Source organism: Roseovarius sp. MBR-154 (genome assembly GCF_053628595.1).
Genome location: NZ_JBRJGR010000005.1, coordinates 141190 through 154786, shown reverse-complemented (window position 1 = coordinate 154786; position 13597 = coordinate 141190). Strand labels below are relative to the sequence as shown.

12 protein-coding genes are annotated in these 13597 nt (G+C 62.8%); all 12 read right to left on the bottom strand.

Going from position 1 to position 13597, the window contains the following annotated elements:
* Positions 1–216: 216 nt before the first annotated feature.
* The gene (locus tag ACSSV4_RS08885) at positions 217–1899 is read right to left on the bottom strand and encodes an ABC transporter ATP-binding protein (protein WP_454274789.1); all 1683 of its coding nucleotides are present in this window, start codon (positions 1897–1899) and stop codon (positions 217–219) included.
* Positions 1900–1904: 5 nt separating this feature from the next.
* Entirely contained in the window at positions 1905–3143 is a 1239-nt protein-coding gene (locus ACSSV4_RS08880) for an ABC transporter permease (RefSeq protein WP_454274788.1), read from the bottom strand.
* A gap of 12 nt (positions 3144–3155) precedes the next feature.
* Entirely contained in the window at positions 3156–4112 is a 957-nt protein-coding gene (locus ACSSV4_RS08875) for an ABC transporter permease (protein ID WP_454274787.1), read from the bottom strand.
* A gap of 205 nt (positions 4113–4317) precedes the next feature.
* Complete coding sequence (locus ACSSV4_RS08870; protein WP_454274786.1) at positions 4318–5928, bottom strand: ABC transporter substrate-binding protein; 1611 nt, start codon at positions 5926–5928, stop codon at positions 4318–4320.
* A gap of 213 nt (positions 5929–6141) precedes the next feature.
* The gene (locus ACSSV4_RS08865; RefSeq protein WP_454274785.1) at positions 6142–7452 is read right to left on the bottom strand and encodes a replication-associated recombination protein A; all 1311 of its coding nucleotides are present in this window, start codon (positions 7450–7452) and stop codon (positions 6142–6144) included.
* Positions 7449–8825, bottom strand: a complete 1377-nt coding sequence (locus tag ACSSV4_RS08860) for a trypsin-like peptidase domain-containing protein (protein WP_454274784.1) — start codon at positions 8823–8825, stop codon at positions 7449–7451. The genes ACSSV4_RS08865 and ACSSV4_RS08860 overlap by 4 nt, the downstream gene beginning before the upstream one ends.
* Before the next feature lie 162 nt (positions 8826–8987).
* Positions 8988–9407, bottom strand: coding sequence for a 50S ribosomal protein L17 (rplQ, locus tag ACSSV4_RS08855; protein ID WP_454274783.1), 420 nt, complete (start codon positions 9405–9407; stop codon positions 8988–8990).
* A gap of 136 nt (positions 9408–9543) precedes the next feature.
* Positions 9544–10560, bottom strand: a complete 1017-nt coding sequence (locus ACSSV4_RS08850) for a DNA-directed RNA polymerase subunit alpha (RefSeq protein WP_454274782.1) — start codon at positions 10558–10560, stop codon at positions 9544–9546.
* Between the two features lie 114 nt (positions 10561–10674).
* Entirely contained in the window at positions 10675–11064 is a 390-nt protein-coding gene (rpsK, locus tag ACSSV4_RS08845; RefSeq protein WP_454274781.1) for a 30S ribosomal protein S11, read from the bottom strand.
* A 15-nt stretch (positions 11065–11079) separates the two neighbouring features.
* Positions 11080–11448, bottom strand: coding sequence for a 30S ribosomal protein S13 (rpsM, locus tag ACSSV4_RS08840; protein ID WP_454274780.1), 369 nt, complete (start codon positions 11446–11448; stop codon positions 11080–11082).
* Positions 11449–11620: 172 nt separating this feature from the next.
* A complete protein-coding gene (locus tag ACSSV4_RS08835; RefSeq protein WP_454274779.1) occupies positions 11621–12226 on the bottom strand; it encodes an adenylate kinase in 606 nt (201 codons plus the stop codon).
* Positions 12223–13587, bottom strand: a complete 1365-nt coding sequence (gene secY / locus ACSSV4_RS08830; RefSeq protein WP_454274778.1) for a preprotein translocase subunit SecY — start codon at positions 13585–13587, stop codon at positions 12223–12225. The genes ACSSV4_RS08835 and secY overlap by 4 nt, the downstream gene beginning before the upstream one ends.
* Positions 13588–13597 lie beyond the last annotated feature (10 nt).

The window sequence follows — 13597 nt, the reverse complement described above, 5'->3', positions numbered from 1 at the left end:
GAGGCAGGAGGCAAGCCCATGACACGCGACGAACTGAACCGCGAACTGCGTATGCACTCTGCCTCTTGGCAGGCCGTGCTGACCGTCTATGGCGCGATCATTGGCACCTTCGTGCTGTCGGCCATGGCGGTCCTCTAAGCCCACCAGGTAACGCAGACCCCGACATGAAAAACGGCGGAGGCATGCCCCCGCCGTGTCCTATTATGTCGCCGCCGGTCAGGAGACCTTTTCGTCTTTCGGGTCGATCCTGGCTGCGGCCGCATCGCCCACGTTATCGACGCCGCGTTCTTCCAGCAGCGTGGTCAGCCAGTCGGGGTCCATCTCGGGCACCGAGCTGAGCAGCAGGTCGGTATAGGGGTGGTGCGGCGGGGTGAACATGTCGTCCTTGGGCCCCTGTTCGACCACCTTGCCATGCTGCATCACCACCACCTCGTCGGCGATCGAGCGCACCGTCGCAAGGTCATGGGTGATGAACATATAGGCGAGGTTCAATTCGTTCTGGAGCCGGTCAAGCAGCCGCAAAATCCCTTCGGCCACCAGCTGATCGAGCGCCGATGTCACCTCGTCGCAGACGATGAACGTGGGCTCCGCCGCAAGCGCGCGGGCGATGCCGATACGCTGCTTCTGCCCGCCCGAGAGTTCCGGCGGGTAGCGATTGTAATATTGCGACGGCTCCAGCTCGATCAGGTCGAGCAACTCGTCCACCCGGTTCTTGAGCGCAACCCCCTTGAGCCCGGAATAGAACGCCGCCGGGCGCCCGATGATCTCGGAAATCTTCACCTTGGGATTGAGCGCCGTGTCGGCCATCTGATAGATCATCTGGCACTGGCGCAGCTGGTCCTTGGTGCGGTTGCGATAGTTCGGCGGGAACGGCTCTCCCTTGAACAGCACCTCGCCCTTTGAGGGTGGCAAAAGGCCGGTGATCACCCGCGCGGTGGTGGACTTTCCCGAACCGGATTCCCCCACCACGGCCACGGTCATGCCCTCGTAGATGTCGAAACTTACATCATCGAGCACCTTTTCGCCGCCCGTATAGGAGGCATCCACATTTCTGACCGAAATCAGCGGCGGCGTGCCATCGGTGGGCCTGCGTCGCTGCGGGCTTTTGAACCCGCGCACTGCCCAGAGCGATTTGGTATAATCCTCCTTGGGGTTTTCGAGCATCTCGCGCGTAGGTGCCTCTTCCACTTGTTCGCCTTTGAGCAGCACCTTGATCGTGTCGGCCATCTGCGCCACCACCGCCAGATCATGCGTGATGTAGATCGCGGCGGTGTTGTATTCGTCCACGATATCGCGGATCGCGGCCAGAACCTCGATCTGCGTGGTCACATCGAGCGCGGTGGTCGGCTCGTCAAAGATGATCAGGTCCGGGCGACACGACATCGCCATCGCGGTCATCGCCCGCTGCAACTGCCCGCCCGACACCTGATGCGGATAGCGAAAGCCGATCTCCTGCGGATTGGGCAAACGCAGCTTCTCATAAAGCTGCATCGCATCCTCCTGCGCCTCCAGCCGTTTCTTGAGCCGGTATTGCAGCGGTGCCTCGGTATGCTGGTCGATGATCTTGTGCGCCGGGTTGAACGACGCCGCCGCCGATTGCGCCACATAGGCGATACGCGATCCGCGCAGCATGCGCCGGTCGGCCTCGGTTGCGGTGGTCAGTTCCATCCCGTCGAACTCGATCGAGCCGTTGGAGATGCGGGTGCCGTCGCGGGCATAGCCCATGCAGGCCGCGCCGATGGTGGACTTGCCCGCGCCCGATTCGCCAATCAGGCCCATCACTTCGCCGCGATGCAGGGTCAGGTCGACACCCTTGATGATGTCGACCCAGGTTTCATCCGAATAGCCCTGGATCTTGAGGTCACGGATCTTCAGCAATACGTCTTTTTTCTTGGTCATGACGGTTACACCTTCAGGCCAGAGGAGCGGTAGAGCATCCAGTCCACCACGAAGTTGATCGCAACGGTCAGAAGCGCGATGGCCGCCGCGGGAATGAGCGGTGTGATCTCACCGAAAGAGACCAGCGTCGCGTTCTCGCGCACCATCGAGCCCCAATCCGCTGTCGGCGGCTGGATACCTAGGCCGAGGAACGACAGACCGGCGATCAGCAGGAACACGAAGCAGAATTCCAGCCCGAATTCCGCGATCAGAGGTGCGGTGGAGTTGGGCAGGATTTCCCGCCGGATCAGATACCATGTCTTTTCCCCGCGCAGCTTGGCCGCCTCGATATAGTCCATCACCACCACATTGCCCGCCACCGCCCGCGTCAGGCGGAAGACGCGCGGGCTGTAGATCACCGCGACCACCAGAACGAGAATGATCTCGGACGGGTTGAAGACGATCAGCATGAAGCCCGCAAACACCACCGAGACCCCGACCAGCGCCGCCAGCCCGATGGCCCAGCCGAGGATGTTGTTCTCGAACACCGCCGTCACGACCAGCAGACCGGTCACCATCATGAACCCGGTCAAGAGCCAGAAACTCGTCGTGTCATTGGCCAGCTCGCCGCCGAAGATCGACAGCATCAGCAGCGCGAAGATCAGCGACGGAATCGACATGATCACGTCCGAAGTTCGCGCGATGAGCTGATCGAACCAGCCGCCATTGACCGCCGCCAGCAGACCGGCGAGCGCGCCCAGAAGGAAGGCCAGCACCGTACCGGCAAGCGCCAGTGCCACGGTATTGCGCGCGCCGTAGATGATGCGGCTGAACATGTCGCGGCCCAATTGGTCCGCCCCGAGAAGCATCGTCTCATCCGCCGGCGCAAAGGCCGAGGAAATGATCTCGGCCTCGCCGAAGGGCGCGATCACCGGCGCGAAGATGCCCGCGATCGCGTAGGTGAAGATCACGAACATCCCGAACGCCGCCGTGAGCGGCGCCGTGCGCAACTCCTTGGCCAGGTTGACCGAGGTGATGGCGATCAGGAACTCGCGGAAGGCGTAGGAGACCATCGCCGCCAACGCCAGAAGCCCCGCTGCAATCGCCACGCCGCGCAGTGCGCCCACTCCGCCGACGATGCCTAGGACGAAGGACACCAGCGTGAGCGAGAAGATCAGCAGAAACGCCGACCGCTTGTTGAAGTAAGCCGCAAGGCAGGACGCGCCCAGAAGCAGAGTATAGTAGATAATGACGAAAACACTCATGTCTCTGCCCCCTTATTTCGGATGCCGCAGGCGCGGGTTGGTCAGGATCGCGCCCACATCCGCCGCAAGATTGAGCAGGATGAAGGTCGCCGCGAAGATCAGGCAGCAGGCCTGAACCACCGGGAAGTCGCGTTTGCTGACCGCGTCCACAAGGGCCTGTCCGATGCCGGGATAGACGAACACCACCTCGACCAGCACCACGCCGGTGATCAGATAGGCAAGGTTCAGTGCCACCACGTTGATGATCGGGGCCCAGGCATTGGGCAGGGCGTGCTTGACGATCACCTTCCAGGGCGGTGTGCCCTTGAGCCGGGCCATCTCGATATAGGGCGAGGCCAGAAGATTGATGATCGCCGCGCGGGTCATGCGCATCATATGCGCCGTCACCACCAGCACCAGCGTCAGCGCCGGCAGGAAGGTGCGGTAGAGCAGATCGCCGAAATCCATGTCAGAGCTCAGGCTGGCAATCGCCGGAAACATGCCCGTCTTGACCGCAAGATAGAGGATCAGGATATAGCCCAGAAAGAATTCCGGGCTCGAGATCGAGGTGAGCGTCGCCACGTTGGCGACCCGGTCGAAGATCGAATTGCGCAGTAGCGCCACGATGATCCCCAGAACGATCGAGATCGGCACCGCGATCGCCGCCGCATAGGTCGCGAGGAACAGCGTGTTGGCAAACCGTTCGCCGATGGTCTCGGACACGCTGGTACCGGTCACGATGGAATTGCCGAAATCGAGCATCACCGCACCCGACAACCAGTCGAGATAGCGCACGACGGCTGGTTGATCGAGGCCCATCTCGCGACGCAACGCGGCCAGGTTCTCCGGCGTCGCCCCCTGCCCCAGCACCGCCTCGGCGATGTCACCGGGCAAAAGCTCGACCATGAAAAATATGATGACGGATATGACCAATAGGATGATCAGTCCGAGACCGAGCCGTTTCGCAACGAGCCCTAGGATGTCCCCCATCTTTCCCTCCTGCTGTTTCTGCCTGCCACCTTGTTCCGGCGGGCCGTTTTCGGCTCAGGCGCACAGTGTTCTGTGTCTGCGGTCGCGGTTTGTTCTTTAGGATTTTCGGATGCAACCGGATTGACGAAACCGGAGGCAGGGCAGACCCGCCACCGGCAGTGAAAGACCCGGCCCCCTTTTCCGGGGACCGGGTCAAATCAGGACGTTATGTCGAGAACCACCAGCGGCTCGCGGCCCGGGCACCGTCACAACTCCAGCTCGCCGCGACATCCTCGTTGCGCTCCACGCCCTTGCCACGGGCATAGACCCAGTTGTTGAAGAACGGGATCAGCGTGCCGCCATCATCGCGCATCAGCATGCACATCTCGCGATACATCTCGGCGCGCAGGCTGTCGTCAAGCTCGCCCTTGGCCTGAAGCAGCAACTCGTTGAAGCGCTCGTTCTGCCAGCGGCTCTCGTTCCAGGCGGCGTCATCCTTGTAGGCCAGCGTGAACATCACGTCCGGCGTCGGGCGCGCGCCCCAGGACACGGCACAGAACGGCTTTTTCAACCACACGTCCGAATAGTAGCCATCGTTCGGCTCGCGCACGACATTGATGTTGATACCCGCCGCCTTGGCCTGCTCGGCATAAAGGACGCACATGTCCACCGCGCCGGTATAGACGCTGTCGGCCACCGACATGTTGACCTTGAGCCCCTCATGCCCGGCCTTCTTGAGCAGCGATTTCGCCTGGTCCGGATCGTATTCGCGCTGCGGGATATCGTCGGGCCAATAGGGCTGCACCGGCGAGAGATGGAAGTCGTTGCCCTTGGTCGCCGCCCCGAACGAGATCTTCTCAATGATCTCGTCACGGTTCATCGCGAGCTTCAGCGCGTTGCGCACATTGACGTCATCAAACGGGGCCGTGTCGCAATGCATCGGCATCGTGATCGCGCCACCCGACGGGATGTTATCGACCTTGATGTCGGGGTTGCGCTCCAGCAGCGCCAGCGTCTTGAGCTCGATCAGCGAGACGCAGTTCACATCGCCCGTCACAAGTGCCGTCTGACGCGCGTTCGGATCGTTGAGAATGAGCATCTCGACCGCGTCGAAATAGGCCCCGTCCAGATGCCAGCCGTCATGTCGGCTCAGCGCCCATTGAATGCCGAACTCGCCCGACTCGATCTTGTAGGGACCAGAGCCGTCACCGGATTTCCAGTCGATCGAGCCATCGCCGTTCGACGGGCAGATGGCAAAGTGATAGTCGGTCATCAGCCAGGGCAGATCGGCATTGCCGCGCGCCAGAGAGATGACAACGGCATTCTCGCCATCGGCCTTGATATCGGTCACATCCGTCAACAGCGCCTTGGCCGCCGAGGTGGACGCATCGCCGCGATGGTGGTTGAGGCTGTCGATCACGTCCTGCGCCGTCACCGGCTTGCCGCTGTGGAAGGACGCATCGGGATTGAGCTCGAACGTCCACTCCTTGGCGTCCGGCGTCGCTTCCCAGCTTGTCGCCAGATCCGGCCCGAGCGAGTTGTCGGGCTCGATCAGCGTCAGATAGCTGCGATGCGTATGGGCCAGAAAGATCATCTGCCGGGTCACATAGGTGCCCGGATCATGCGTGTCGGAACTGTTGCCGTCATGCACGCCCCAGCGGAATGTGCCGCCCCGGCTGGGTTGCGCGGCGGCCGATGTGCCCCAAAGCCCGGTCGCGGCCGAGGCGGTCATCCCGGCGGCGGCGGCGAAATGCATGAACGACCGGCGCGAGATATCGCCGCTGCGCGCGGCGTCGGCCAGCCTGTCCAGAAGGACCTTGTCGGTTTTCTTTGTCATGAGATTTCCCTGTTTTGTTGTTGATCTGTCTTTGGAGCGACCACAACTGCGGCCCTCTCCGAAAGCTTCCTTTGCTGACCCTTGGTCAGGATGCTCAAATACGACATGTTGAAAAGAAAACACGAAATCCCTCGGCTTTCCAGACTCTAATCCGAAAAACGGCGAAGTTTTAAAGGTCAGTAATTCTGAGGCTTTTTCAGAAGCTATCCGGTTTTACCCCCCGCGCCGCTCGCGCAGACGTGAGAAGTAATCGAGTCTTTTCTTGAGTTCGCGCTCAAAACCACGCTCCACGGGCTGATAGAGAACCGGACGTTTCATCGTCTCGGGAAAGTAGTTCTGCCCCGAAAACGCGTCCTCGGCATCGTGGTCATAGGCATAGCCCGCGCCATATCCCTCGTCGCGCATGAGCTTGGTCGGGGCGTTCAGGATATGCTTGGGCGGCGGCTCGCTGCCGCTCTTCTTGGCTTCGCGCATCGCGGCCTTGTAGGCGGCATAGCCCGCGTTCGATTTCGGCGCCAGCGCGAGATACGTCACCGCCTGCGCCAGCGCCAACTCGCCCTCGGGACTGCCGAGGCGTTCATAGAGTTCCCAGGCATGCAGGCAGACCGTTTGCGCCTGCGGGTCGGCAAGGCCGATATCCTCCACCGCCATCCGGGTGATGCGCCGCGCCAGGTATCGCGGGTTCTCGCCCCCGGTCAGCATCCGCGCCAGCCAGTAGAGCGCCGCGTCGGGATCAGAGCCGCGCACCGATTTGTGCAGCGCCGAGATGAGGTTGTAATGCTCATCGCCCGACTTGTCGTATTTCGCCGCCCGCTTCATCAGCCGCGCGGCCAGCGCCTCGCGCCCCAGTTTCCCGTCAGTCTTCCACGCCGCCACCTGCTCGATCAGATTGAGCAGCGCGCGCCCGTCGCCATCGGCCATTTCCAGCAGGCACTCACGCGCCGGACCGTCAAGCGGCAGCGCCCGGCCCAGATCCTTCTCGGCCCGCTGCGCAAGGCGTTCGAGCTCCGCCAGATCGAGCCGCGTCAATACCAGCACCTGCGACCGGCTGAGCAGCGCCGCGTTCAACTCAAACGACGGGTTTTCGGTCGTGGCCCCGACCAGAAGGATCGTGCCATCCTCCATATGCGGCAGGAACCCGTCCTGCTGCGCCTTGTTGAACCGGTGGATCTCGTCGACGAAGAGCAGCGTGCCCTGCCCGTTCGCGCGCCGGTGCTTGGCCTCCTCGAACACCTTGCGCAACTCCGGCACGCCGGTAAAGATCGCGCTGATCTGCACGAAATGCAGGTCGGTCTCATCCGCCAGCAGCCGCGCGATGGTGGTCTTGCCCACACCGGGCGGGCCCCAGAAAATCAACGAGGTCAGACTGCCCGACGCGAGCATCACGCCAAGCGGCGCGTCGGGCCCCAGCACCTGATCCTGCCCGATCACCTCCGACAGGGCACGCGGGCGCAGCCGGTCCGCCAGCGGGCGCGGCGCCCCCTTGGGGGCAGGCGTGTCGCCGGTATCGAACAGATCGCTCACAGCCGCAACCGCAGCGCCATGCGCCGCCCGTTGCGCATTACCTCGATGCTGAGCGTGCGCGAGGCCCGCTCCAGCGCCTCGACCGCCGTGGCGCTGTCACTGACGGCGATGCCGTTGATCTCGCGCAGGATGTCACCGGGGCGCAGCCCCGCCCGCGCGCCATAGGGCCCGGGGTCGTCGACGATCACCCCCTCGGCCATCAGCGGCAGGCCGTAAGCGTCGATCACCGCCGGGTTGATGGTCGAGAGCGCCATCTCCGGCAGGGCAGCATGACGGCCCGTTTCCAGCCGGTTGCGCGGCGGCACCTCGGGCGCAGTGATCATCGGCACGTCAACCTCTTCCGCCTCGCCATCCCGCAGCCGGGTGAGGCGCGCGCTGTCACCGATCCCCGCAAGCGACATGCGAAACACCATCTCGGCGGGGCTGTTCACCGGCTGCCCGTCGACCGCGGCGATCACGTCGCCCGGCTCGACCGCACCGACAAAGCTGCTCGCGGGATGCACCTGCGAGATCACGATCCCCTCGGGCCGGGTCAGGCCCAACCCCTCGGCCATGTCGGGCGTCACCGGCTGCCCGCCCAGCCCGGCCCAGGGCCGTTGAAAGGCGTCATGCCCGGCGCGCGCCTGTTCGACGAACTGCGCCACCAGGGCAGAAGGGATGGCAAATCCGATCCCGTTCGAGCCACCCGAGCGCGACAGGATCGCCGTATTGATCCCGATCAGATCCCCGTTCACATCGACCAGCGCACCGCCCGAATTGCCCGGGTTGATCGGCGCATCGGTCTGGATGAAATAGCCCCGCGCATTGCCCGAAGCCGTGCCCGACCGCGCCAGCCCCGACACGATGCCACTGCTCACCGTCTGGCCCACGCCGAACGGATTGCCAATCGCCAGCACCAACTCGCCGACCTGCACGCTGTCGCTGTCGCGCAGCCGCAGCGCGGGCAGATCCGGGGCCTCCTCGACCTGCAACACCGCCAGATCCGCCTCCTCATCGCCCAGCAGCACCCGCGCGGCATATTCGCGCCCGTCATTCAGCACCACGCGGATATCTGTTGCCTCGCCGACCACATGGTAATTCGACACTACGATGCCATCCGCCCCAAGCACCACGCCCGACCCGAGCGAGTTCTGCACACGCGGCCGCGACGCCCCGAAATCGTTGAAGAACCGCCCGAAGAACGGATCGTTGCGGAACGGGCTGCGCCGGCCTTCGACGATACGGCTCGCATAGATGTTGACCACCGCCGGGGCGGCCTGCTTCACCACCGGCACAAACCCGGTCTGGATCTCGGCCTGTGACATCGGCACGCGCATCTCGGCGGCAAGCGGGGCCGCGAGCAGGGTCAGGACGAGAGACAGGATGCGGATCAAGAGGGGCCTCCCTGGGTGTCGGCGGGTCGCCCGAGATATGCGCGGCACGCCCGGGCGATGCAAGCCCGCTGCGTTTCTTCTTGGTCCAAATACTCAATCCCACAGACGCAAAACCCCCGCCGGTGAGGGCGGGGGTCAGGGCCGGGCCAAATCTGGCGTGGCTTATTCTTCTGCGGCCTCTTCGGCGGCAACGCGGGCGCGGTCAGCGGCCCCCTTGGCATCGACGTCACGGTCGACGAATTCGATGATCGCCATCGGCGCCATGTCACCATAGCGGAACCCGGCCTTGAGCACCCGGACATAGCCGCCCTGGCGCTCCTTGTAACGAGGACCGAGCACGTCGAAGAGCTTGGCAACGTGGATGTCCTGCTTGAGCTGTGCAGCGGCCTGACGGCGCGCGTGCAGATCGCCGCGCTTGCCGAGCGTGACCATCTTCTCGATGATCCGGCGCAGTTCCTTGGCCTTGGGCAGGGTGGTCTTGATCTGCTCATGTTCGATGAGCGAGCCGGCCATGTTCGCCCACAGCGCCTTGCGGTGCTCGTGGGTACGGTTCAGGCGGCGGTATCCTCTTGCGTGACGCATTTTCTATCTCCTAAGCGTTTTTGCTTTGTCCGGCGGTCTGATGCGTGTCAGCCGCTCTCCTTGGGGCGGGATTGCCCGGGGTCGCGGAGTTTCACCCACCCTGCACGCGATCGGCAGGATGGCTGAAACATGCGGCTTAAAAGGCCTCGTCGAATTTCTTGGCGAGGTCCTCGATATCGTCGGGCGGCCAGTCCTCGACATCCATGCCGAGATGCAGGCCCATGCCCGAGAGCACTTCCTTGATCTCGTTGAGCGACTTGCGGCCGAAGTTCGGCGTGCGCAGCATTTCCGCCTCGGTCTTCTGGATCAGATCGCCTATATAGACGATATTGTCGTTCTTGAGGCAGTTGGCCGACCGAACGCTGAGTTCCAGCTCATCCACTTTCTTGAGCAGGAGCGGGTTAAATTCCAGCCCGTCATCCTCGGCCTCGCGGCCCGCCGACTCCGGCTCGTCGAAGTTGACGAAGATCGACAGCTGATCCTGAAGGATGCGCGCGGCGAAAGCCACGGCATCGTCGGGCGTGATCGAACCGTCGGTCTCGATCTTCATGGTCAGCTTGTCATAGTCGAGCACCTGGCCCTCACGCGTCGGCTGCACGTCATAGCTGACGCGGGTGATCGGCGAATAGATCGCGTCGATCGGAATCAGGCCGATGGGTGCATCCTCGGGCTTGTTCTTGTCCGCCGCGACATAGCCCTTGCCGGTGTTGACCGTCAGTTCCATGTAAAGATCGGCGCCCTCGTCGAGGTGGCAGATCACATGATCCTTGTTCAGAATCTCGATCCCGGCGCTGTCGGAAATGTCGCCGGCGGTCACGACACCCGGACCCTTGGCGTTGACCGACAGGCGCTTGGGCCCCTCGACTTCCATCCGGATCGCCACACCCTTGAGGTTGAGCACGATATCTGTCACGTCTTCGCGCACACCGGCAACCGAGGAAAACTCGTGCAGCACGTTGTCGATCTGTACGGCAGTGATCGCGGCACCTTGCAGCGACGACAGAAGCACGCGACGCAGCGCATTGCCAAGGGTCAGACCAAAGCCGCGCTCCAGCGGTTCGGCAACCAGAACCGCCTGACGCAGCGGGTCATTGCCCGGTTTCACGTCAAGCTGTGTCGGCTTGATCAGTTCAGCCCAATTCTTGTGGATCATGCGTCCCTCCATTCCTGTCCTGTCCTCATGTCCAAAGGTCCAGAACGCCCGAGGATGTAAAATGACGAAAAGGGGACCGCGCCACTGCGCGGCCCCGCTTTGAGAGGTGTTTTATCAGACCCGACGGCGCTTCGGCGGGCGGCAGCCGTTATGGGCGATCGGCGTCACGTCACGGATCGACGTGATGTTGAAGCCGACAGCCGCCAGCGCGCGCAGCGCCGATTCACGGCCCGAGCCCGGCCCCTGAACCTCGACTTCAAGCGAGCGCATGCCATGTTCCTGTGCCTTCTTGCCCGCATCTTCTGCGGCCATCTGCGCGGCGTAGGGCGTCGATTTGCGCGACCCCTTGAACCCGCAAGTCCCGGCAGAGGACCATGCGATCGCGTTGCCCTGTACGTCGGAGATCAGGATCTTGGTGTTGTTGAAGGACGAGTTCACATGAGCAACGCCGGTGGCGATGTTCTTGGAAACCTTCTTCTTGGTGCGTTTGGTGTCGCGTGCCATCTAGACTGCCCTCCCTTATTTCTTCTTGCCGGCAATGGCTTTTGCCGGGCCCTTGCGGGTGCGGGCATTGGTGTGGGTCCGCTGTCCACGCACCGGCAGGTTGCGGCGGTGACGCAGGCCACGGTAGCAACCGAGATCCATCAGGCGCTTGACGTTCATCTGCGTCTCACGACGCAGGTCGCCTTCGACGGTGTAATTCGCGTCGATGTACTCGCGCAGGGCCAGAGCTTCGGCATCCGACAGCTCGTTGACGCGACGCGAGGCGTCGATGTTCACGGCATCGCAGATGGCCTTGGCCGAAGAGTGGCCGATTCCGGTGATGTAGGTAAGGGCGATCGGGACCCGTTTGGAAGTCGGGATATTAACGCCGGCGATACGTGCCAAGTGTCTTTTCCTTTTTCGTTGCGGTTCCGTAGCTCCAGAACCTTTTTTCACAACGTAAGCCCGAGGCGCTTGTCGCTCCGGGCCGCAGCTGAATTCGGATTGTCGATTCGGGGCCGGGACCGACCCGGCGAGAATCAATCTCGCGCACGAGATAGGGCTGGTTATGGGGAAATTAAGGGGGCGTCAAGCCCCCGTTCGGTGATTTGTCAAGTACCGCCGCAATCGCCGCCTTGACCTCATCCATACTGCCCATCCCGTCGACCGAGGCAAGCTGCCCCTTGGCATGGTAATAGCCAATCAGCGGCGCGGTTTTCTTGTAATATTCCATCAGGCGATGGCGCACGCTGTCCTCGTTGTCGTCCGCGCGCACCGGCTGCCCGGCAGCCGCCGCTTCGGCGGCACGCCCCACGATGCGCTTGACCAGCGTCTCGTCATCGACGCGCATCTCGACCACGGCGTCAAGTGTCTCGCCCTGCTCTTCCAGAAGATCGCCAAGGGCATCGGCCTGTGCCAGAGTGCGCGGGAAGCCGTCGAAGATGAACCCGCCCCGCTTGTCGCCCTGAAGCTTCTCGCGGATCAGGCCGATCACGATCTCGTCGGTGACCAGATCGCCGCGCGCCATCACGTCGGCCACGATGCGGCCCATCTCGGTTCCGCTGTCCTTTGCCGCGCGCAGCATGTCGCCGGTGGAAAGCTGGATCATGCTGCGGCTCTCGACCAGCATCTGTGCCTGCGTGCCCTTGCCCGCCCCCGGCGGCCCCAGCAGAATGATGTTCATCGACGTGCCCCTCCCTTGCGACGGCCTTTCTTGCGACCTTTGCCGCTGAGCTGCGATTTCTCGATCAGCCCTTCGTATTGATGCGCAAGCAGGTGGCTTTGCACTTGCTGGATCGTGTCCATCGTCACCGAGACTACGATCAGCACCGAGGTGCCGCCGAAATAGAACGGAATGGCAAACTGGTTGCGCAGCACCTCGGGCAGAAGACAGACCGCCGTCAGATAGACAGAGCCGAGCACGAGGATGCGGTTGACCACGTATTCGATATATTCCTCGGTCCGCTTGCCCGGGCGCACGCCGGGAATGAACCCGTTCTGGTTCTTCAGGTTCTCGGCCACGTCATCGGGCTTGAAGGCCACGTTGAACGTGTAGAAATAGGTGAAGAAGATGATCATGCCCGCGAAGAACAGCAGGTAGAGCGGCTGACCGGGGCCGAAATAGGCCATGATCGTGGACATGATCGGATTGGTCTGATTGCCCGAGAACGTGCCGATGGTGGCGGGCAGCAACAAGAGCGACGAGGCAAAGATCGCCGGGATCACGCCCGCCGGGTTGACCTTGACCGGCAGATGCGACGAGCCGCCGTCATAGACCTTCATCCCCACCTGGCGTTTGGGATACTGGATATGGATCTTGCGCAGAGAGCGCTCCATGAACACCACGAAGGCGATCACCGCGACCACCATGAGCATCACGCCCACGATCACCGCCGGGCTGATCGCGCCCGAGCGCCCCGAGGCAAAGAACTGCGCGAGGGCCGCCGGAATCTCGGCGATGATGCCGACGAAGATGATCAGCGAGATACCGTTGCCGACGCCGCGCGCGGTAATCTGCTCGCCCAGCCACATCAGGAACATCGTGCCGCCGACCAGCGTGATCATGCAGCTTGCGATGAAAAAGAGGCCTGGATTGGTGACCATGTCGCCCGATTGCAGGCTGACCGCGAGGCCGTAACTTTGCAATGTGGCCAGACCCACAGTGCCATAGCGCGTATACTGGTTGATCTTCTTGCGGCCCTGCTCGCCCTCTTTCTTGAGCTGCTCCAACTGCGGCACCATCGCCGTCAGAAGCTGCACGATGATCGAGGCCGAGATATAGGGCATGATACCCAGGGCAAAGATGCCCATTCGGCCAAGCGCGCCGCCGGTGAACATCGAAAGCATGCCGCCGATCGTCGCCTGCGCGCCGTCCATGAATTCGCGGAGCGCCGCGCCGTCGATTCCCGGCACCGGGATGAAGGTGCCCAGCCGATAGACGATCAAAAGCCCCAGCGTGAAGAGGATGCGCTTGCGCAACTCGGTGGCCTTGCCAAGCGCGGACCAGCTCGTGTTGGCCGCCATTTGCTCTGCTGCAGATACCATTCGCGGGTCT

Excerpts from the sequence above, each read along its gene's own strand:
- ACSSV4_RS08885 (WP_454274789.1), bottom strand. The coding sequence starts at position 1,899 with ATGACCAAGAAAAAAGACGTATTGCTGAAGATCCGTGACCTCAAGATC.
- ACSSV4_RS08880 (WP_454274788.1), bottom strand. The coding sequence starts at position 3,143 with ATGAGTGTTTTCGTCATTATCTACTATACTCTGCTTCTGGGCGCGTCC.
- ACSSV4_RS08875 (WP_454274787.1), bottom strand. The coding sequence starts at position 4,112 with ATGGGGGACATCCTAGGGCTCGTTGCGAAACGGCTCGGTCTCGGACTG.
- ACSSV4_RS08870 (WP_454274786.1), bottom strand. The coding sequence starts at position 5,928 with ATGACAAAGAAAACCGACAAGGTCCTTCTGGACAGGCTGGCCGACGCC.
- rplQ (WP_454274783.1), bottom strand. The coding sequence starts at position 9,407 with ATGCGTCACGCAAGAGGATACCGCCGCCTGAACCGTACCCACGAGCAC.
- ACSSV4_RS08850 (WP_454274782.1), bottom strand. The coding sequence starts at position 10,560 with ATGATCCACAAGAATTGGGCTGAACTGATCAAGCCGACACAGCTTGAC.
- rpsK (WP_454274781.1), bottom strand. The coding sequence starts at position 11,064 with ATGGCACGCGACACCAAACGCACCAAGAAGAAGGTTTCCAAGAACATC.
- ACSSV4_RS08835 (WP_454274779.1), bottom strand. The coding sequence starts at position 12,226 with ATGAACATCATTCTGCTGGGGCCGCCGGGGGCGGGCAAGGGCACGCAG.
- secY (WP_454274778.1), bottom strand. The coding sequence starts at position 13,587 with ATGGTATCTGCAGCAGAGCAAATGGCGGCCAACACGAGCTGGTCCGCG.